Source organism: Nonomuraea sp. NPDC050540, from assembly GCF_044457485.1.
Classification (GTDB): domain Bacteria; phylum Actinomycetota; class Actinomycetes; order Streptosporangiales; family Streptosporangiaceae; genus Nonomuraea.
Genome location: NZ_JBITHA010000015.1, coordinates 292,473 through 310,246, shown reverse-complemented (window position 1 = coordinate 310,246; position 17,774 = coordinate 292,473). Strand labels below are relative to the sequence as shown.

Genomic DNA, 17,774 nt, shown 5'->3' with positions numbered 1-17,774 from the left:
GCCGACAGCCCACCCCTCGTGGAGTAGACGGCACGACGGGGCTCGGGGTAGACGGCATGGCAGGACCATCTACACCGGCGGACCCGAACCTTCGCCCCTTTCGCTTCATGCGACGGTCTCGCGCAGGATGAGCTGCCGAAATACCCGCGAACGTGAGGATTCTCAGGCCGCTTTCCGTTTAATGCCGAGCGTCCATTTCCCCTCTATAGGGTGATGCCAGGGAATAGCCGCCGCGTCCGAGCCCTGGAGCTGGGACGCAGGCGTCTGAAAAACGCGCTTGGTGCTTCTGGAGTGGCTGATGTCGCGAACGAGGGAGTGGGGCGGATGTCGTCGGTACATGGGTCCCGGTAAGAACCAGCCCTGGCCCAGCGCCCTATGCGTCAGCGCGCTGGCCCGCCCGAGCGGGAACCGGTAGAGCAGGAGCGGGAGATCGGCGGCCGCGGTGGCCATGGCGGTGGTCTGTCGCTCGATCTCGTCGTTGATGTTGGTCAGGCTCGCGCGCCATCCGCTGTCGATGAGCTCGACGGCGGGGACAAGCCCGGCGTTGATCGCCGACTCCAGGTAGTTGCGGGCGCTGGGGAGGCTGACCTTGCGTTCGTCCTCGGGCAGCTCCTCCCACGTGGGGAGGAAGGCGCAGTCGTGGGCGAACTGCTGGCGGGCCTTGGCCAGGGCCAGGACGCGCGGGTCGTCGAGCGGGATCTTCGGTAGCGCCACGTCGGGCTGCTCAGGAGGTGGGCGAGGGGTCAGCGGAGCCGCCCTTGGCGGCCGTGAGGGTCTTGTGGACGACGCCGACCGTGACCTTCACCCCGGCGGCGATGGCGCGGATGGATTCCCCGCGCCGGCGGCGCTCCAGGATCGCGGCGCGTTTGTCGTCATCGACGACGGGTCGGCGGCCGCCGACCTTGCCTTGTTTGCGGGCGGTCTCCAGGCCGTTCCTGGTCTTGCGGACGATGTCGCGGCGCCGGTCCTCGGCCAGGGCGAGGGCCAGGTCGAGGATGAAGGAGCGTTCAGTGTGCTCGCCCGCGGCGATGCCCTCCAGGACCTTGACACCGACGCCCTGCTGGAACAGGTCGTTCAGGACGATCAGCCCTTCGAGGAGGTTGCGGCCGAGCCGGTCGACCTCCTGGACGGTCAGCAGGTCGCCCTCGCGGATGTAGGACAGCGCGGTGGGCAGGTCGGGCCGATCGCGGGTGGCGAGCTTGCCGCTGGCCTTCTCCTCGATGACCTTCAGGCTCGTTAGACGAACGCGCGTTGATCTTGCTGTGACTTGCCCGGTCAATGCTGGGCAGCCATGAAGCACCCCCGATGCACATTGATGAGTTGGTCGGACGATCCTGAATGAAGCGCGACCTGATCGCCGGAGGGCACGACGCCACGCGGCTCGGCTTCGCTTCATGGGTGGTGATCAGTTTGACTGGGCGCGATGAGTTTTGCTCGTGAAAGTGGTCCACCTCAGGACCCTTGTAAAGGCAGGCCGGGAACCACCGGGCCGAGCAATAGTCTGAGGAGGACCCTCATGGGCAAGATCTTCAGCCACATGACGATGTCGTTGGACGGATACATCGCGCAACCGGATGACCAGGTCGGAGAGCTGTTCGACTGGTATGAGGCCGGAGACGTGGTGGTGCCGAACCCGAACGAGGGCATCTCGGTCAAGGTCGATGATGCGGGTGCGCAGGCGTGGCGGGAGCTGACCGAGAACACCGGCGCGCTCATCGCCGGCCGCCGCCTGTTCGACATCGCCGGTGGCTGGAACGACAAGCACCCGGCCGGCGCACCCGTGGTCGTGGTCACGCACCGCCCGCCCGCGGATGCTTCCGAGAAGTGGCCGACCACGACGTTCGTCGACGGAGTCGAGGCGGCGATCGATCGGGCGCGGCAGATCGCCGGCGACCGGAACGTCACGATCGCCAGCGCGAACGTGACCCAGCAGGCACTCGCTCTCGGCCTGGTGGACGAGGTGTGCGTCAGCCTCGTCCCGGTGCTGTTCGGCGAGGGCATCCCGTACTTCTCCAAGATCGAGGGTGGGCACCTGCTGCTCGACGACCCGATCGTCATCCAGGGCCGGCGTGCCCTGCACCTGCGGTATCCCGTCCGTCGCTAGCCTCTGTTCAGGGCCGGTCGGGGGCGCGAGACTCGACCGGAATCCCCGCGCGCCCCGTTCCGCAGATCGGCTTCAACCCACCGCTGACCTGCGTGGACTAGCTGTTCTGTCCTGAGAGGTTTAGGAACGCGGCGCCAGAGGTGGGAGCGGTAGCAGGAGCCGTTGAGTCGGTCAGGACCCGGGTCACGGTGATGCCGCAGCGGGTGAAGTAGGCGTGGGCGCGCTGCCAGAAGGCGACCGCGCTTTCCCGGGTCTCGTCGGGCAGGATTTCGGTGTAGGTCAGGCGGGAGTGGTCGTCGACGGCGTTGTGCAGGTAGCCGTAGCCGAGGTTGGGATGTCCGTGGCGGGGGCGGAGCGGGTCGCGGTGGGCGGAGCTGTTGCGTCCGCCGGGCGGCACCGGTCAGCCCTACCCCTCCCCTGGCAGCATTGTGTAGGGTACGCAGCCATGACGAGTGATCACGGGTCCACGCCGTCCGACGACGGCCACGACCGGTCATCACAGCAGCCCGAGCCTGTCGAACAGGACGCGAGTGCGTACTGGACGCCTCCGCCCCGGCCGGTGACGATCGCTTCGGTCCTGTGGATCTGCCTCGGGTGGATCCTGGCCATCAGCACGGTGTACTACGTTCTCAACCCGCAATCGCCCGCACTGAGCGGGGGCCTGGTTGCCCCGGCCCTGTTGGTGGGGGTCGCGGTGGCCTTCATCGTCCTGGGCAAGCACATGCGGCAGGGGAACATCGCCGCCCGAATCGCGCTGACCGTGCTGGGGGCGATGTCGCTGATCGGCATCTGGACCGTCTTGTTCGTCGTACCAGCCATCGTGTTGCAGTTCCTGCCGGGTAGCAGGGCGTGGTTCCAGGCCGTCAACAGACGCCCGGCCTGACTCCCGGGCGCCGCCCCGACGGGGGCCACAACGTCGCCCGGCGGGACCAGGAGGGGCCACCGAGCCTCGCCGCGCGGGCCGCTCCTACTGCTGCTGGACGAGCCGCTGGCCGCCCTCGACGCCCACACCAGGCTGAAGGTCCGCTTCCGGCTCCGCTCTCATCCTGGCCAGCTACTGGCGGGCCGACGCGGCGCGGGCGCTGGCCAGGCTGGGTGATCAGCGAGGGCGGGGCTGGCGGCGCATGTACATCGCCATCGGAGTCTGGATGCGCCGGGCCGTCGGGCAGAGCCGGCATCAGCCCCTCCTCAGCGTCGAGGCCCGTCGACGTCCCAGACAACGCCCAGCCCGGCATCGCTGCCGCCTCCCAGCAGTCGGCAGCGCCGACAGTTCGGGCACGTCCGGCCCCCGGAGGCGTTTCATAGGTCCGTTTCAGCAGTTCAGCCGCGTGCACCGACACATGAAACGCCCGAGCACGCAGGTCAGCCCTTGGCAACGGCGGACGTTCACTAGTGCTGTGACCGCATAGGTTCGCCGGGTCGGTCAGCCTGCGCACACGGGTAGGCCCAGCCACCGCGCCTCCAGCGGTTGGATCAGTCGTCCTTGCACATCCCACCACCTCGACAGACCTTTGCCGTCAGAGGTCTACTCGTCGCGCAAGGTATCGATTTCGGCTGCCAGCACGGCCATGTGGCGCACGTGCGTGTAGTACATGGCCGCGTACGCGTCGTCGATTGCCGGGAGAACCTTCTCCAGAGCCGTCGTGAGTTCCAGCAAACCCGCACGGTGCTGTTCGTTGAGCGGGCCGTTAAGGGCACCGGAGGCGTAGCCGTAGGCATCCGCGTCCAGCAGCACCATCTCCTCACCTTCGATGTTCAGGCCGCGAAAGCCTGGCGGGAACGGCGCGGCCCTATGCTCGGCCATCGACTGCGCGAGCGCGGCGAGCTTCTCTTCGAACATGTGCGAGATCCTGCCAGAGACACACGGACGACCCGGGGACCGATCCGACTTCACCCCGGTGAACCTATGCGGTCACAGCACTAAGGCGTGTTTCATAAGTCGCGGAGCCATTGGTTGATGGCGGCGATGGTGACGGTGGCCTCGAAGCGGACGGCGAGTTTGATGCCCCTATGGATGTCAAGTGCAGGCTGGCGTCTTGATGATCTTATAGATCTCGCGGGCGATGTAGCGTTTGAGACAGCGGAGTGCTGCCCGCCTGGTCCTTTCGACGCCAACGCCTCGGCCCCGGCCGTTCGCCAGATCTTGTGCCAGGCATAGGCCGACTTGCGCGAGACCCGTAACTTCTTTGCCACCAGGGGCGGCGACATGCCCGCGGCAAACAGCCCGGCAGCTTCCAAGCGGATCTGTTCACGCCTGGCTCGCGCCGCCGGGGTCAGACCACCACCATCCGGATAACGCATCCCACCGGCATACTCCCGAACCAGCCGATGAGCACGCAACCACGCCGTGTCACCTCAGGCTTTCATCCTCTGTAGCGGGTGTCTGGCTTGATCGTGGACTCGTTCAAGCGCGGACATAGCTGTTTCCGGCCGAGGTGATTTCCTCGGTGAGGCCGGGCTTCAGTCCTGCATCCTCATGGGAGGTGATGTCAGCAATGGCCTGCGGTGAGGTGCGTACCCCGGGGCTTCGCGTGTGCTTGGAGTAAGCCCCGGAGCCGACTGACTGGTTGCTACTCAGCGATGCCGTGTTGCTGCAGACGGGCGATCAATTCGTCCATGCTCTTTGGTTCGAGCCACCCGGCACCTCCGACTCCGAGGGGTTCGCGTCCTCCGACGAGTGACGTTTGACCGGTGGCCCGTTGTGCCGCCAGGCCCGGGTCTTCGAGGACGAGTCCCTGGGGCGGGACGGTCATCAGGCGGGCACCTCTGGGTAGCCTGTCGCCGGATCGCTTGACGGGGCCGCTCAGTGCCTCCTTGGGCAGTTCTCGGGGGTAGGCGAGGATTCTGGTGCCGGAAGGCATGGCCTTCTCGAAGTCGGCGATGGTCTTGTCCGGCTTCCACCGGCCGGCGGGCAGGGAGTCATCGCGAATGACGGCGCCTTGGTCCAGTGCGATATAGGCGATGTCCGGAGCGAGGGAACTGGTGCTCTTGACACCCTTGAGTGGTTGCGTGATGCGAATGCGGAGGATGACGCGGTAGTCGAGAGGGCCGCCTGCATAGGTCTCTGTGGCGGGCCCCTGTTGCCATCCGTCGATCACACCGGCGAGGACGATCGGTCTGTCCGCCGCGAGGGCCTCGGGTGTGTCGTATGCGGGGAAGTCGGATTCCGACACGCGCAGTAGCGAGACGTTGAGAGTTCCGATCCGCTCGGCCGCCGCGGCAGGACGTTCTGATTGCGTGGCCTGCGTCGGTCCGGTGCTACAGGCGGTCAGAGACAGGGCTGCGGCCAGCGTCAGGGCGGGGACGAGATAGTGCTTCATGGATGTTCTCCTCTCGTCCGTCATGACCACCACGGATTGGCGTCGTTGATGTGGTGCTGGTTGTAGGTCCAGATCCACGAGGCGGCCGGGTTGTAGCGGTTGGCGATGGCGTTGACTTCGCCGCTGGCCATACAGTCCTGCGGTTGGCCGGAGGCACCGGGGAATTCCGGGAACTGGGCCAGGGGCGAGTAGTGGTCGAGGCCCGCGGTATGCCCCAGCTCATGGCAGACCGTCTTGATGAACTGGTTGTGCGGGTTGGGCGCTGCGTTGATCGTACTGCTGTTGATCTTGGCGAAGCGCTGATCGCAGATCGAGTTGTCGGAGGCGGTTCTGATCTTGCATGGGGCTTCTCCGTAGGAGCCATCCACCCAGATCTTGAACCATGCGACGTCAGTGGCCGGGCTTCCGTCCCCGTTGGAGTTCTGTGTGTCACACGGCGTGTGAAGGGTTACGGCGGGAATGGTGGTGGCGTCTGCGAGATAATTCATCGCGCCGGGAGTATAGGATTTGAGTTGGGCATCGACGCTGGTGGTGTAGCAGTAGCTATGGTTGCTTTTGTCGGGCGGGATGCCATCGAACGGCCACGGGTCGGCGTAAGCGGAGCTGGTGGGGAGTATGGCCAGTATGCCGGCGCCTGCGAGGATGGCTAACTTGTGGCCTTTGGGCATTCACTATCCCTCTCTGGTCTTTAGATACTTCACCTAAAGATGATCTTCGTCTGTGACGTGTTGCAAAACAAGCCTTGACTTCAACCTCCGGCCACGTTGCGTCCCACTGGAATCCCAGGACGCACTGGCTCGATGCCTCCGTAATGATCTTCACGCTCGGAAGTTCGTCATTCTGCGGCTGTGAGCTTCTTGATCGTCGCGTAGAGCCTCGCGGGCAGTGCGCCTGCCGAAAATTATGTCCGTGCAATTCAAGCTGCATGTGAGTATTCGTGGAGGATTCCGCCGAGCCGGTGGCGTCGGTGGATGTTCAGGTCGAGGATGCGCGCCGGTTCGGTGATCGGGTCGGGGGCGGCGCGGAGTGGAGCCGCCTGGTCGAGGGCTTGATGGGCGCGGTGCTCGTTGTTGACTCGTTCATGCTCGCCCAGGGCGTGGCGTAGATGGCGTTCATTCCAGGGCAGGCAGCGGTCCAGGAGTTCGCGGCGTTGTCGCGGCCGAGGTGCTGCAGAGGGCATCGCCACGGGCGGGCACAGTGGGCGCTCCCTGATCCTGGACCTGGTCTTGGCCCACCTACCGCCACCACGGTGCTCCGGATGCTGCGCGAGCACGCCCAGGCCGCCGAGGTGGCCGCCCCGGAAGCCACCGCCTGACTCTTCGGCACCGCGCTGCTGCCCTTGCCCGACGAACTGCCCAGGGCACTGCGCGCTCGACGACTTCTCCAGCCGGTCACCGGCGAGACCTGCAAACGCCCAGCTCGCCACCGCAAAGGCACCAAACCCCGCCGCACCACATAACCGGGCAACACAGCCACCACCCGGAATGTCACGAACGCCGCGAACACGAAGACCAGAACTTGAACGACAAGCTCAGAGCCAGCTGGTGTCCTGAACCAGGGTCTCTAGCTCGTTGATGAGGCGCGTCACGTGGAATCCGTCTGCCACGGCGTGATGTACCTGCGCCGCGATGGGAAGTCGCATACGGCCCTCTCGCTCGATGTAACGACCGAGCGTGAAGATCGGCGACAGGTGGTCCCAGTCATTGTCGATGTTGAGGTTGAGTGCGGTGAAGGACGCCCACGGGACGCTGGAGACGTCGAAGGCGTTAGGGGGCCGGAACCCTTGCGGAACGAATTCGACGGCCTGACTGTGCTTGGCGAGCAGCGGGGCGGCGACATCGTGGAACGCGCCGAAATCGGGGTCGTATTCAGCGAACACGCCCGCGAAAGTCTCGAGTTCGGGGTTGAAGACCGTGAAAGCCGGGTGCACGACGGGCCATACTGCCGGGGCGCCCTCCTCGGTGAGGCACATCTTGAACTCATCGTGCCGGTTGACGATCGTGGCGAGCGCCCAGACCTGCGCGATGTACGACTTGCGCGGTGATTGCCGCAGCGCGGCGGCGAACGCGGTGACGTCGATTTCGAAGGTCATTGAGTATGTGCAGGGAACGCGCCGGAAGTGGCGGAAGTGCTGTTGCCGCGGCCACGTGTCCATGTTGAGGGGTTCAGGGGCATGATCCATGTGATGGATCATGCCAGTGCTATCTCGGCGCGGCTATGGGTTATGACGGTTTGGGATGATGCTTCACTTCATGCGCTAATTTGCGCCTGGTCTTGCCCTGGTTTGGTGGACACCTGATCTCTGAGGAACCCTGGTTCCCTCAAGTAATCGGCGGATGGAGCGATGCTCCCATCAAGCGCGAATGTCCTGGCTCACTTGAACTGATCCGGTGGACCGAAGCGGAGCCGATGCTTCACTCGGCGCAGCCACATGTCCGCGACCGGCAACCTCCAAAGGTCGCCCGCCGCAGGCCACGTCCTGCAGCCGACGCCGAAATCTGTCGTGCACCCGCGAAGACGTCCTCCCGCGGCCGCGGCAAGCCACCGCCGACGAGCCGGTACGGGCAACGATCCTCACGCTGCCGCCGACGTCCTCCACCTGGTCGGTGACCAGACCAGCCAGGTGCGGAAACAGCCGATCCAGCAGACCGACGTCCCTGTCAGCGAGCTCGTGCAGCACACTGAACCCTACGGTCGTTCTTCACGATCCAGATCGTGATGGAACCGCCGTTTCCACGCGCACCGAGTTATGGGATCGCGAGCCTGTCGTGAGGCCCGCGCAACCACTCGTCCAAGACAAGGTAGTCAGCCCCGGTGAGACCCAGCCGAGCATCGACGCGATGGAGCAGAGCCCGGCCTGGATGGTTGACCGATACCCAGGCGCGGTCGGCGTTGGTGATCTCGTCATCGACCCAGGCGAAAGCGCGTCCCGCTGCCCAGGCGACGAGCGTCCGGGTCTTCCAGTGCATCCCCTCGCGCTCGTCCCGCTCGTCGACGCTGGAAGGCTCCGGCCAGGTCACCACTGGCAACCGTGGCAGGCCGATGCGCGGGCAGATGCACTCGTTCGCATCCGCCATCCACGTCGTGGCCCAGACCAACTCGCAGGCAAGCGCCATCAGCCTGGACCCGTGCTCGGGGTTGACCCGGGTCAGGAGCGGATGAGAACCGGCCCCTCGCGGTTCGGCAAACCCCCGATAGGTCGGGTACTGCGCCGCCCCGAACGGGATAAGCGGCCCGTCGACATCCAGGAAGAGAAGCGGAAGTTGCGCAGAGCCGGTCATCGCCGCACGATAGCGCCTCAAGACCACCAACCATGACCACTCCCCATCAAGTGCACCAGACCACAAATCGGCGAAACTCGCAGGCTGGTGTCGGTGCGGTTCCTGTCGGATGAGCGGCTGGAGCGCTCTGAGGTCGTTCCCGGATATTCGGGCGCGAGGAGCTGGCGAAGTACTTCGCGTTGACGCCGCGTGAGAGTGTGTTCCTGGATGCTCCGGGCCGCGGCCCGGAGGCTCGGCTAAGCGGCTGGCGGGGCGGTCAGCGACTACAGCACCGTAGGTCTGGCGGTTCAGTTGTGCGTGCTGCCATGGCCCGGTCACATCCCTGACCATGGCCTGACGATCGCCGATATCGAGACGGCTTTCACTTCCGGTCCGCTGCGTAGCGGGCCTGCATCATGAGAACTGCCTCGTCCACCACGTGCTCCATGGCCGCCTCCTCGGGCGCCCAGTGCGGAAGTAGCAGCCGCGGCCAGAACACGAAGATCGAGATCATCCCGAGGAACTGGGTGGCGGCCAGGTCCGGGTCGGCAAGGGCGATCGTTCCGGCGGCGCGCTCGGCCTTGAGGTAGCCGCGGACGAACTCGAAGTAGGGCATCTTTCCCTGGTTGAACTGGGCTTCGGCGAGCTCGGGGAAGCGTGGCATCTCGGCGATGACGATGCGGAACAGATCGACCATGTCAGGGCGTTTGATCGTCCAAGCCCATCAGGACGCCCCGACGTGGCCGGGCCCCGGCGCCCGGGGGCGGCGAAGCCGGCTGGAGGCGACTGGCCTGGCGTTCGGCGTGCTCGACGCGTGTCCGAGCCGAAACTCCGAGGCCGCGTCCTCTCCCCGACGGATTCCGGCCACACATCTTGACCAGAGAAACACACCCAAGATCCATCCCATCAGGGATCTTGGGTGTGCGGCCGCGGGCCTTTAGCAGTGACCCCAGACGGTGTTGCTCGTGACCTCCCTGATCTTGATCGGCGGACCGAAGCGGCCGTCGTAGAGATAGGCATGGGCGAAGTACTGCTTGTCGGTCTGGACGTCGGAGCAAGGCTCGTAGGTCGACAGGATCTGCCGGCCCTGCTCGATGAGGTCCTTTCCGGCGAAGGCGACGGGCGTGTTGCCATGCCAGTCTTTACGCCGTAAATAGATCTCGACCCGGTAGTCCTCGCGGTTCGGGCAGATCACCTCGGCGCGGCCTTGTAAGCCGTTGGAGTTGGTGAAGATGTTCGCGTACAGGGCGCAGTCCGCCGGCCTGGCCGACGCCGGCGGCGGTGCTGCGATGCAGGCCGGCCATGGCCGCTGCGAGGGCCGCGACCAGCGACAGGGATCGTCTCATTCGCACGTGGAATCTCCAGTTCTGAGATGCTTGTCGGCGGAGAGACGGCGACCAGTGCTCTGCCGCTCCCCGCCGCTTTCGCACACGATCATCCGAGCGCGGCCGATGGCACGTCTTGGAAAAATATGACGCGGCGGAAAGCAGGCCGACGACGCGGCAGGTCCAGCATCCGCTTGGCCAGTAGCGCTGACCCACCGCCGGGTGACGAGCTGGGACCAGGACGTCTCCAGCCCGCGTTCCAGTGCGGCGATTTGCTGCGAGATCGCCGACGGCGTGAAGCGCAGGGCGCCGGCGGCGCGGTTGAAGCTGCCGTGCTTGGCCGTCTTGCGGAGGATGCTCAGCCATGAACATCGATCAACAGTTCTCCTAATGACTGATTGAGTGGATCGCCACTACCACTGTCGACGACGTAGTCGGCATCCTGATGCCATGAACGAGATCTGCGTCATCGGGCGGCGGCTGGTCGAGAACCTGGGCGACCACGGAGCCCGCGTCACGGTCGTCAACCGGGGCTCGTCCGCGCCGCCCGAGGGGGTTACCCACCCGCGCACCGGCCGGGGGTGACGAGGAGGGCATGCGGCTGGCGCCGCCGGCCGTACCTTCGACGCCGTCGTCGACCAGGTCTGCTAACCCTGCGGCACGCCGTCGCCCGCCGAGTCTTCGAGGGCAGGGCTCCGGGTGCAGGCTCCAGCCGTGCGAGCCATGTGGAGCGCGGACTGCCCCGAAGGCACATGGGAGGTCCATGGTGAGGAAGCGTCTGAAGCTGTTCATCGGGAGGGCGGCCGCGCCGGCGGCTGTCCTCGGTTCGGGCAAGAGCCAAGCGGCGCAGCTCAACTCGGCAGGTGGCCGGACAGCCAGCCATGAGCCTGCCCGGTTGGCGTGCGTACGGGTAATCGACGACCGGTTCTAAGGAGATGGACATGTTCGGTAAGAAGACCGGCGCCACCCTGGGGATCATCGCCGCCACGACTTTCGCCCTCAGCACGCTGACCGCGAACCCGGCAGCTGCAGTGGGTCAGTCAGTCGCGGCCGGACAGGCCGGTGTGCCGTCGTGCGTCGGCTACAGGGTGTTCAATCACCGCACGGCCAAGTACGTCACCATCGCCAACAACTGCCGCTACAAGGTCAGGATCAAGGTGGTCATCGCCTGGGGGCCGGACAGCCCCTGCATGACCATCGCGGCCAACGGTCGGGCCAGTTGGCGCTGGGCGCGAGGCCACCAGCGCTTCGACGGCCTCAGGAAGTGCTGACCACCTCAGATCAGCGTGTCGGCCACCGCGCTCACCCTAGGTTCCGGGTTCGAGTCCCGGGCGCCCTGCCACTCCGACCCGCAGATTCACTCACCTCTTGATCCAATGGTCGAGAGGTGGGTCATGCCTGGGGCACACCGACACCACGAGAGCGTTCCGGCGAAGCGCGCAGCGCGGCGGTCGGTTCGACAGGTCTAGGGTGAGTCTGAGCTGGTCCGCCATCTTTGTCGGGTCGCCCATGGTTTGGCGCAGGCATGCCTCGCTGAGCACGAAAGTGCGGTCCGGCGGTGATGCCTGGCCGCAGGGCGCCTTCTGGCGGGCCAGTTGGGCGGCCGCCTGCTTCTCATGGTTGATCGCGCCACACGTGTGGTACCGGTGGTCGTTAACCGGTGCGGTGTAGGCGTGTGTGCAGCCAGGGGATCCATTGGCCGGGGCCGGCCGGTAGGTCGGTGTGCTGGCTGATGGTGCCGTCGGGGTGAGGACAACTTGTGGTGCGGACCGGTCCTATGAGGATCAGCTCGGGGCCGTCGAAGTGGCCGAGGTACTTGTTGCCGGTCTCGTCGCAGCCGCCGAGGTTGGTGAAGAAGTGGGCGCGATAGGCGTCGGTCTCGGGGATGTAGTCGTAGAACTCGTAGCCGGTGTCTCGCACGAGGTGGCCGTCGAGGTGGAAGGTGCGTGACCAGTGGTGCACGAGGAAGAACCCGCCGGGGAGCCAGCGGAAGGTCGCGGTGCCGCGCAGCTCGCCGCCGGTCTCGCCGGATGAGCCGAACCGGCCGGTGAGCGACCAGGTGCCGACCAGGAAGTCGAGTCGGCGCAGCGCTGGGTCTGGTCGCGGTGGGGTGAAGTCATCGCGGGCGTGCACGGTCTCAGCGTGGACCCGCGGGTGTCCGGCCGGTATCCGTGGCGACCACGTGCTCGTCACGTGGTGGGTACCTACCGGACTGGTGGCATGATCGGTGAGGATGTGGCGGTGAAGGTGTCAGCGCGTGAGAGTGAGGTGCTCGCGGCGCTTGGCGCGGGGTTGTCCAATGCTCAGATCGCCCGCCGCATGCAGATCTCGGTGCGCACGGTCGAGGGTCATGTGTCGTCGTTGCTGCGTAAGTACGGGGTCGCCGACCGGCAGGCGCTCGCCGCGCGCGCCGGCGGTGTGGGTACGGTTACCTTGCCCGGCGACGTACCCGGGTTGCCGCGCTCGCGGACCAGCTTCGTCGGGCGTCGGGCCGAGGTCGAGGCGGTGCGGGCGGCGCTGGCGCGGGGTCGGTTGGTGACGCTGGTCGGGCCGGGTGGGGTCGGCAAGACCCGGCTCGCGGAGGTGGTCACGACCGCTGTGGCGGCCGAGTACCGGTGTGGCGCGGCGTTCGTGGATCTGGTGCCGGTGCGCGACGGCCGGCTCGGGCATGCGGTGGCGGCGGTGTTGGAGGTGGCCGAGCACGCGGACGGGCAGGAGGCGGTCCTGGCCCGGTTGCGTCGTGGCCCGTCGGTGCTGGTGCTGGACAACTGTGAGCACCTGCCCGACGCGGTCGCCGAGTTCGTCGAGCGCATCCTGGCCGCGACCCCCGCGACGATCCTCGCGACCAGCCGGGAGCGGCTCGGGCTGTCCGGTGAGGTGGTTCTCCCGGTCGCGCCGCTGCCGTTGGGCTCGGACGCCGAGGAGTTGTTCCGCGACCGCGCGGAGCTGGCGCATCAGGCCGGCACGTGCGACGCCGCGACCGTTGCCGACCTGTGTGCGCGGCTGGACGGCCTGCCGCTCGCGATCGAGTTGGCCGCGGCACGCAGCGCGTCGCTCGGCGCTACCGGGCTGTTGACCGGGTTGGGTGACTATCTGCGGCTCTTGGCTGGTGGGCGCGGTTCGGTGGTGCGGCACCGGTCGCTGCGCGGGGTGATCGGGTGGAGCCACGACCTGCTCACCGAGGACGAACGGGCGGTGTTTCGTCGGCTGTCGGTGTTCGTCGGCGACTTCGACCTGCCGGCGGTGGCCGCGGTCATCGGGGTGGGCGCGGCCGAGGCCGCCGACGTGCTGGGGCGGCTGGTCGACAAGAGCCTGGTCCAGCACCGGGACGGCAGCTGGCGACTGCTGGACACGATCCGGGCGTTCGCCGCCGAGCGACTGGCGGACGAACCGGAGCGCACCGAGGTGCGGCGGCGGTACCTGCGCTGGGCAGCCGACCTGGCCACTGACCTGGCCGTCGCTCTCGCGGGGCGGGCCGGTGCGGCCTGGCATGGCGAGTTCGACGCGGTGGCGGGCGATCTTCGGGCCGCGCTGACCGGCCACGAGCAGCCCGACGCCGAGGCCCACCGGCTCGCTCGCACCCTCGGCCGGCTCACGTTCGCGCGCGGTTACCTGTGGCAGGCGCCCGGCTGGTACGCCCACGCCGCCCGGTGCGCGCCGGATGCGAGCGAGGCGGCTCGGGATCTGGCCAGCGCGGCGGACTGCGCGCAGGTCGGCAACGACGCCGATCGAGCGTTCGAGCTGCGGCTGGCCGCCGCCGACCGGGCGGGGGACGCGGGCGCGGACAACGCGCGGGCCATCGCGCTGGCGCAGGCCGTCGAGCTGACCGGCCGGTTCCCGATGGCCTTCCGCGACGAGATCCCGTTCGAGCGGCGCCGCGCGCTGCTCGCCGAGGCGACCGCGGCCGGGGATCCGGACGATCCGGCCGTCGCCGCCCGGCTCGCCTGTGCCGCGGTGTGGACCGCCCACCCGGACACCCTGCGGCCCGACGCAGGGCTGACCGCGGCTGCCGTCGCGGCCGCTCACGCGACCGGTGACCCGGTGCTGATCAGCGCAAGCCTGGACGCGGTGCGCGTGGCCGCGATCAACGACGGCCGCGTCGCGGAGTGGCACCGGATCGCCGCCGAGCGGCTAGAACTGCTCGCCCCGCTCGACCCGCACCACCCGGAACACGCGGTCGAGATCAGCGACGCGCGCGGGCTGTCCTCGCTGACCGTGGTGGCCGCCGCCGACCTGCCCGCCGCCAGGTCGACCGCGCGGCTGATCTCTGACGCCGAGCTGTCCGGCGACAGCGTGTACCTGGCGGCCGGCAAGACCGTTCCGGTGCTCGTCCTGTCCGGCGACCTCGACGACGCGGTGCAGCTCGCCGAGGACATGTGGGCGGGCTGGCAACGCGCCGGCCGGCCCCGGGCGTTCTTTGTGTGGCTCACGATGCCGTTCGCCGTGCTGGCGCATGGCCTGCGCGGTGACCGGGAGCGTGTCGCGCAGTGGCGGGCCAGGGTCGCGGCGATGGGTGACCCGGTGCGTATGGGCTGGCCGGTGCTGGACGCGCTGATCACCTTGGTGGACGCCCGGCTCGCGCTGCGGTTCGGTGACCTCGACCAGGCCGCCGAGTTGGCCCAGCGCGCCCGGCGACAGCCGGCCAGCTCCTGGTACCGGGTGCTCGCCCGCGCCGCCACCGTCGAGCTCGCGGTGGTCGCCGGCGTGCCGTCGGCCGACGCCGATCTCGCCGCGGCACAGGCCGACAGCGCCGGCAACGACTGGGCCACCGCCACCCTGCTGCGGGCCGCCGGCCGGCTCCGGGGCGACGCCGACGCACTCGCCAGGTCAGCCGGACTGTGGCAACGGATGGGTGCCCGGTTCGAGCACGAGGTCACGGTAGAGCTGCTCACTGGTCCGAAGCTGCTGCCGTAGGTGGTGCTCGCGTGCCGGGCACGTGGTCACCACGCATGTGGCGGTCACCCGGCGACTGCGACGCTGTGCTGCATGGCCGACCAAGCCACGATGCCTGGTCGGGTTCACGAAAACGAAGGAGACAACGCGATGGGCAAGGTCACCACTGGCGCGACGATATCGCTCGACGGCTACATCGCCGGACCCGGAGAAAGCGGGTTCGACCTGCTGTTCCAGTGGTACGGCAACGGCGAGGTCGAGATTCCGCCCCGGCTGCGCATCTCCGCGGCCAGCGCCGCGCTGGTCAAGCCCGAATGGGACGACACCGGCGCGCTGATCGTCGGCCGGCACCTCTTCGACATGACCAACGCCTGGGGCGGGCGCCACCCGATGGACGTGACCACAGTGGTGCTCACCCACCGGCGCCCCGACGACCGTCCGGACGACGATGACAACTTCGTCTTCGTCACCGACGGCATCGAGGCGGCGGTGGCCAAGGCCAAGGAATTGGCCGGGGACAAGAACGTCGCCGTCAACGGTGGGCAAATGGCCCGGCAGTGCCTGGAGGCCGGTCTGCTCGACGAGGTCGGCGTCGAGTTGGTACCGGTCGTGCTGGGCGGCGGTAAGACGCTGTTCGGCGAGCTCGGCACCGCACCGGTGCAGTTCGACGGGCCCATCGCGGTCGTCGAAGGCACCGGAGTCACCCACCTGCGTTACCGGGTCAAGAAATAGAGACCTCGACAGCGGCCTCGCCCGCGTCGGTGTGTCGCGCACCGGTGCTCGTGTACGCGCCAACGGAGTCGCCCCGCTCCGTTCCCGGACCGCGCTCATCTCGTCTGGTCCACCGAGGTGTCCTGACGGCTGCGCACGGAGAACCCACGTGACTTCAGGAGAGTCCGACATGCGATGTGATGAGATCCTTGCCGGGGTAAAGGCCGAACGACTCGGCCTGCGGGGTATGCGGCCGGCCGCCGCCGACGGCGACTGGTCGGGCGGCGAGGGGCCGGACGAGATCCGAGGACCGGCAGGCGACCTGCTCATGGTGGCCACCGGGCGGATGGGGGACGCGCGGTGACCGAGCATGCTGAACGGCTCGCCCGGTTGGCCCGGGGCTGGGACGAGGCCGCCGACGGGTACGAGGCGTATTACGTTCCCCGCTTCGCCCCCTGGGTGGCCACCGCGGTGCGGGCGCTCACCCACGGGCCACTGCCCGAAGGGCCGGTCCTGGTCCCGTGCTGTGGGACCTTTCCGGAGCTGGACGCGCTGAGCGAGCACCTTCCCGGGCGCGAGACTGTCGGCATCGACCTGTCCGCCGGCATGGTCCGCCGGGCCCGCGAGCGCGCCGCCCGCCATCGGCAGGCGGCTGTCGTCCAGGGCGACGCCTCGACCCTCGACCCGCGGTGGTCGGGCACGTGCGCGGCCGTGGTGTCGGTGTTCGGGCTTCAGCAGTTGCCCGAACCCGACCTCGCCATCCGGTCGTGGGCCGCCGCGCTGTGCCCTGGCGGACGCCTGTCTGTCGTCTTCTGGCCCGGCATCACCGAGGAGGACGGGCCGTTCGCGCTCCTTGCCGACGTCCTGCGAGCGCGTGTGCCCGCCGGGGACAGCTCCTGGGAACGCCGGCTCCTGCCGGCGTCGACCGCGCAAGGCCTCGTGATCGAGCGAGATGAGCATCTGTCCTACCCCATGTCCCACCCGGATGCGACGACGTTCTTCGACGCCCACACCCGATCCGGGCCGCTTCGGGCGCTCGCCACGGCCCGCGGCGATGCCTTCGTCAACCAACTGCGCGAGGAATTCCTCCGTCGCGCCCCGGCCGGTGAATGGCACCACCAACCGCGTGCCCGCCACATCGTCGCCCGCCGCTGATCGACAACCCGCCACAGCCCCGCGTAACCCGCTCCGCGAGCTGTTGGGGAGTCTCTGCCGCTGCCGGGCCGGCGCCGCGGGGGAGGCCGGTGTCAGCGGGCGTCTTCCAGGGCCGTCTTGACGAACCACGCGATCGAGGGTGACCGGCTGCCGGCCGGCCAGAGGGCCAGGGTCTGGTACGGCGCCGCGTCGCGCACCGGGCGGTAGGTCACGTCGGGGCGCACGTTCCTGGCGGCCAGCGAAGCCGGCACCAACGCGACCGCCTGGCCCAGGGCGATCACCTCCAGCAACTGGGCGGTGTCCCGCACGACAGGGCCGCCGGCCGGCCGATCCGGGTTTCCCAGCCAGTAGTCGCGGTCGACGACGGTTGAGTCACTCCATTGGGGCGCCGGCTCGGTGATCAGGTCGGCGGTGCTGAGGACCTCGCGCGTTGCGAGCTCGTGCCCGGAGGCCAGGGCCGCGATGCGGGGTTCGGTCCTCAGCAGTTCGGTGTCAAGGCCCTGGCCGTTGAAGCATCCCGCGATCGCCACGTCCGCGCGCCCGTCGCGAACCATGTCGGCCTGTTCGCCGAATCCGCTCACCACGACCCGGAGCTCCGGCGCGTCCGGTTCCGCACCGGATCGTTCGCAGATCCGGCGCAGCAACTCCGTGGCCACCCCCGGCTTGGCGGTGACGAGGAGGCCGCGGCCGGGACGGCCCGCACGCTGTGTCCGGCGCACCGCGGCATCGAGGGCTCCGAGGACGACAGCCGCTTCCTTGACCAGGGTCTCACCAGCCTGGGTCAGCGCCAGCCGGTGCCGGGTGCGATCGAAGAGGGCGACACCGAGCCTGCGCTCCAGCTGGCGTATCGCCCTGGACAAAGGCGGCTGAGCGATGCCGAGCCGCTCAGCGGCACGCGTGATGTTCAGCTCCTCGGCGGCGGCACAGAAGTAGCGCAGTTCGCGGATTTCCGGCTTGGGCATACCAGCAGGGTATGGGGCGGCACCCCATCGGACTTCGCCTTCCG

Annotated in this window: 23 protein-coding genes and 1 pseudogene; 9 read left to right on the top strand and 15 right to left on the bottom strand. The window is 68.0% G+C overall.

Annotation, left to right across the window (positions count from 1 at the left end):
* Positions 1-162: 162 nt before the first annotated feature.
* Together ACIBI5_RS40170 and ACIBI5_RS40165 are read right to left on the bottom strand one after the other, a co-directional pair.
* Entirely contained in the window at positions 163-714 is a 552-nt protein-coding gene (locus tag ACIBI5_RS40170) for a hypothetical protein (protein WP_397254811.1), read from the bottom strand.
* Positions 715-724: 10 nt separating this feature from the next.
* Positions 725-1,279, bottom strand: a complete 555-nt coding sequence (locus tag ACIBI5_RS40165; protein ID WP_397254809.1) for a recombinase family protein — start codon at positions 1,277-1,279, stop codon at positions 725-727.
* A 237-nt stretch (positions 1,280-1,516) separates the two neighbouring features.
* On the opposite strand from ACIBI5_RS40165, the gene ACIBI5_RS40160 reads away from it, so the two are divergent.
* Positions 1,517-2,104 carry a dihydrofolate reductase family protein gene (locus tag ACIBI5_RS40160; protein WP_397254807.1) on the top strand — a complete coding sequence of 196 codons (588 nt, stop codon included), beginning with the start codon at positions 1,517-1,519 and terminating at the stop codon, positions 2,102-2,104.
* Positions 2,105-2,244: 140 nt separating this feature from the next.
* Here ACIBI5_RS40160 and ACIBI5_RS40155 read toward each other — a convergent pair.
* Positions 2,245-2,450, bottom strand: a pseudogene (locus ACIBI5_RS40155) (DDE-type integrase/transposase/recombinase); the annotation flags it as partial.
* Positions 2,451-2,549: 99 nt separating this feature from the next.
* Here ACIBI5_RS40155 and ACIBI5_RS40150 point away from each other — a divergent pair.
* Positions 2,550-2,987 carry a hypothetical protein gene (locus ACIBI5_RS40150; protein WP_397254805.1) on the top strand — a complete coding sequence of 146 codons (438 nt, stop codon included), beginning with the start codon at positions 2,550-2,552 and terminating at the stop codon, positions 2,985-2,987.
* Between the two features lie 642 nt (positions 2,988-3,629).
* On the opposite strand, the gene ACIBI5_RS40145 is transcribed toward ACIBI5_RS40150, so the two are convergent.
* From ACIBI5_RS40145 to ACIBI5_RS40130, 4 genes are all read right to left on the bottom strand, one after another.
* The gene (locus ACIBI5_RS40145; RefSeq protein ID WP_397254803.1) at positions 3,630-3,944 is read right to left on the bottom strand and encodes a hypothetical protein; all 315 of its coding nucleotides are present in this window, start codon (positions 3,942-3,944) and stop codon (positions 3,630-3,632) included.
* A gap of 92 nt (positions 3,945-4,036) precedes the next feature.
* Positions 4,037-4,405: a helix-turn-helix domain-containing protein gene (locus ACIBI5_RS40140; RefSeq protein WP_397254801.1), complete on the bottom strand. Its 369-nt coding sequence runs from the start codon at positions 4,403-4,405 to the stop codon at positions 4,037-4,039.
* Positions 4,406-4,674: 269 nt separating this feature from the next.
* The gene (locus ACIBI5_RS40135) at positions 4,675-5,424 is read right to left on the bottom strand and encodes a hypothetical protein (RefSeq protein ID WP_397254799.1); all 750 of its coding nucleotides are present in this window, start codon (positions 5,422-5,424) and stop codon (positions 4,675-4,677) included.
* A gap of 20 nt (positions 5,425-5,444) precedes the next feature.
* A complete protein-coding gene (locus ACIBI5_RS40130; RefSeq protein ID WP_397254797.1) occupies positions 5,445-6,092 on the bottom strand; it encodes a hypothetical protein in 648 nt (215 codons plus the stop codon).
* Between the two features lie 269 nt (positions 6,093-6,361).
* Between ACIBI5_RS40130 and ACIBI5_RS40125 the strand changes: the two genes are divergently transcribed.
* Positions 6,362-6,529 carry a hypothetical protein gene (locus ACIBI5_RS40125; protein WP_397254794.1) on the top strand — a complete coding sequence of 56 codons (168 nt, stop codon included), beginning with the start codon at positions 6,362-6,364 and terminating at the stop codon, positions 6,527-6,529.
* 426 nt (positions 6,530-6,955) lie between these two features.
* On the opposite strand, the gene ACIBI5_RS40120 is transcribed toward ACIBI5_RS40125, so the two are convergent.
* The 5 genes from ACIBI5_RS40120 to ACIBI5_RS40100 all read right to left on the bottom strand — a co-directional run bounded on the left by ACIBI5_RS40120 (position 6,956) and on the right by ACIBI5_RS40100 (position 10,365).
* Entirely contained in the window at positions 6,956-7,579 is a 624-nt protein-coding gene (locus tag ACIBI5_RS40120) for a CatA-like O-acetyltransferase (RefSeq protein WP_397254833.1), read from the bottom strand.
* A 592-nt stretch (positions 7,580-8,171) separates the two neighbouring features.
* Positions 8,172-8,705 carry a hypothetical protein gene (locus ACIBI5_RS40115; protein ID WP_397254792.1) on the bottom strand — a complete coding sequence of 178 codons (534 nt, stop codon included), beginning with the start codon at positions 8,703-8,705 and terminating at the stop codon, positions 8,172-8,174.
* 361 nt (positions 8,706-9,066) lie between these two features.
* Positions 9,067-9,396, bottom strand: a complete 330-nt coding sequence (locus ACIBI5_RS40110) for a TetR/AcrR family transcriptional regulator C-terminal domain-containing protein (protein ID WP_397254831.1) — start codon at positions 9,394-9,396, stop codon at positions 9,067-9,069.
* A 225-nt stretch (positions 9,397-9,621) separates the two neighbouring features.
* Positions 9,622-9,879, bottom strand: a complete 258-nt coding sequence (locus ACIBI5_RS40105) for a hypothetical protein (RefSeq protein WP_397254791.1) — start codon at positions 9,877-9,879, stop codon at positions 9,622-9,624.
* Between the two features lie 147 nt (positions 9,880-10,026).
* Positions 10,027-10,365 carry a LysR family transcriptional regulator gene (locus ACIBI5_RS40100; RefSeq protein ID WP_397254829.1) on the bottom strand — a complete coding sequence of 113 codons (339 nt, stop codon included), beginning with the start codon at positions 10,363-10,365 and terminating at the stop codon, positions 10,027-10,029.
* Between the two features lie 94 nt (positions 10,366-10,459).
* Between ACIBI5_RS40100 and ACIBI5_RS40095 the strand changes: the two genes are divergently transcribed.
* Both ACIBI5_RS40095 and ACIBI5_RS40090 read left to right on the top strand, forming a co-directional pair.
* On the top strand, positions 10,460-10,594 hold the full coding sequence (locus tag ACIBI5_RS40095) for a hypothetical protein (RefSeq protein ID WP_397254789.1): 135 nt from the start codon (positions 10,460-10,462) through the stop codon (positions 10,592-10,594).
* Between the two features lie 356 nt (positions 10,595-10,950).
* Positions 10,951-11,280, top strand: a complete 330-nt coding sequence (locus tag ACIBI5_RS40090) for a hypothetical protein (RefSeq protein WP_397254787.1) — start codon at positions 10,951-10,953, stop codon at positions 11,278-11,280.
* 90 nt (positions 11,281-11,370) lie between these two features.
* Here the strand turns inward: ACIBI5_RS40090 and ACIBI5_RS40085 are convergent, their stop codons facing one another.
* Positions 11,371-11,634 (bottom strand): Scr1 family TA system antitoxin-like transcriptional regulator, encoded by a 264-nt coding sequence (locus tag ACIBI5_RS40085; protein ID WP_397254827.1) that lies wholly within the window; start codon positions 11,632-11,634, stop codon positions 11,371-11,373.
* Between the two features lie 28 nt (positions 11,635-11,662).
* A complete protein-coding gene (locus ACIBI5_RS40080) occupies positions 11,663-12,142 on the bottom strand; it encodes a hypothetical protein (RefSeq protein ID WP_397254785.1) in 480 nt (159 codons plus the stop codon).
* 87 nt (positions 12,143-12,229) lie between these two features.
* Here ACIBI5_RS40080 and ACIBI5_RS40075 point away from each other — a divergent pair, with 87 nt between their 5' ends.
* The 4 genes from ACIBI5_RS40075 (at position 12,230) to ACIBI5_RS40060 (ending at position 16,768) form a co-directional block, all read left to right on the top strand.
* Positions 12,230-14,923, top strand: coding sequence for an ATP-binding protein (locus ACIBI5_RS40075; protein ID WP_397254783.1), 2,694 nt, complete (start codon positions 12,230-12,232; stop codon positions 14,921-14,923).
* A gap of 129 nt (positions 14,924-15,052) precedes the next feature.
* Positions 15,053-15,634: a dihydrofolate reductase family protein gene (locus tag ACIBI5_RS40070; RefSeq protein ID WP_397254781.1), complete on the top strand. Its 582-nt coding sequence runs from the start codon at positions 15,053-15,055 to the stop codon at positions 15,632-15,634.
* Positions 15,635-15,803: 169 nt separating this feature from the next.
* Complete coding sequence (locus ACIBI5_RS40065) at positions 15,804-15,977, top strand: hypothetical protein (RefSeq protein WP_397254779.1); 174 nt, start codon at positions 15,804-15,806, stop codon at positions 15,975-15,977.
* Complete coding sequence (locus ACIBI5_RS40060) at positions 15,974-16,768, top strand: class I SAM-dependent methyltransferase (protein ID WP_397254777.1); 795 nt, start codon at positions 15,974-15,976, stop codon at positions 16,766-16,768. Before ACIBI5_RS40065 ends, ACIBI5_RS40060 begins: the two co-directional genes overlap by 4 nt.
* Before the next feature lie 92 nt (positions 16,769-16,860).
* Here ACIBI5_RS40060 and ACIBI5_RS40055 read toward each other — a convergent pair whose 3' ends face one another.
* Entirely contained in the window at positions 16,861-17,730 is an 870-nt protein-coding gene (locus tag ACIBI5_RS40055; protein ID WP_397254775.1) for a LysR family transcriptional regulator, read from the bottom strand.
* Positions 17,731-17,774 lie beyond the last annotated feature (44 nt).

Bases quoted from the DNA above. Each gene is read 5' to 3' on its own strand.
- ACIBI5_RS40090 (WP_397254787.1), top strand. From the start codon at position 10,951: ATGTTCGGTAAGAAGACCGGCGCCACCCTGGGGATCATCGCCGCCACG.
- ACIBI5_RS40120 (WP_397254833.1), bottom strand. From the start codon at position 7,579: ATGGACACGTGGCCGCGGCAACAGCACTTCCGCCACTTCCGGCGCGTT.
- ACIBI5_RS40160 (WP_397254807.1), top strand. From the start codon at position 1,517: ATGGGCAAGATCTTCAGCCACATGACGATGTCGTTGGACGGATACATC.
- ACIBI5_RS40065 (WP_397254779.1), top strand. From the start codon at position 15,804: ATGCGATGTGATGAGATCCTTGCCGGGGTAAAGGCCGAACGACTCGGC.
- ACIBI5_RS40135 (WP_397254799.1), bottom strand. From the start codon at position 5,424: ATGAAGCACTATCTCGTCCCCGCCCTGACGCTGGCCGCAGCCCTGTCT.
- ACIBI5_RS40130 (WP_397254797.1), bottom strand. From the start codon at position 6,092: ATGCCCAAAGGCCACAAGTTAGCCATCCTCGCAGGCGCCGGCATACTG.
- ACIBI5_RS40150 (WP_397254805.1), top strand. From the start codon at position 2,550: ATGACGAGTGATCACGGGTCCACGCCGTCCGACGACGGCCACGACCGG.
- ACIBI5_RS40075 (WP_397254783.1), top strand. From the start codon at position 12,230: ATGATCGGTGAGGATGTGGCGGTGAAGGTGTCAGCGCGTGAGAGTGAG.
- ACIBI5_RS40145 (WP_397254803.1), bottom strand. From the start codon at position 3,944: ATGTTCGAAGAGAAGCTCGCCGCGCTCGCGCAGTCGATGGCCGAGCAT.
- ACIBI5_RS40055 (WP_397254775.1), bottom strand. From the start codon at position 17,730: ATGCCCAAGCCGGAAATCCGCGAACTGCGCTACTTCTGTGCCGCCGCC.
- ACIBI5_RS40115 (WP_397254792.1), bottom strand. From the start codon at position 8,705: ATGACCGGCTCTGCGCAACTTCCGCTTCTCTTCCTGGATGTCGACGGG.
- ACIBI5_RS40070 (WP_397254781.1), top strand. From the start codon at position 15,053: ATGGGCAAGGTCACCACTGGCGCGACGATATCGCTCGACGGCTACATC.
- ACIBI5_RS40095 (WP_397254789.1), top strand. From the start codon at position 10,460: ATGAACGAGATCTGCGTCATCGGGCGGCGGCTGGTCGAGAACCTGGGC.
- ACIBI5_RS40140 (WP_397254801.1), bottom strand. From the start codon at position 4,405: ATGCGTTATCCGGATGGTGGTGGTCTGACCCCGGCGGCGCGAGCCAGG.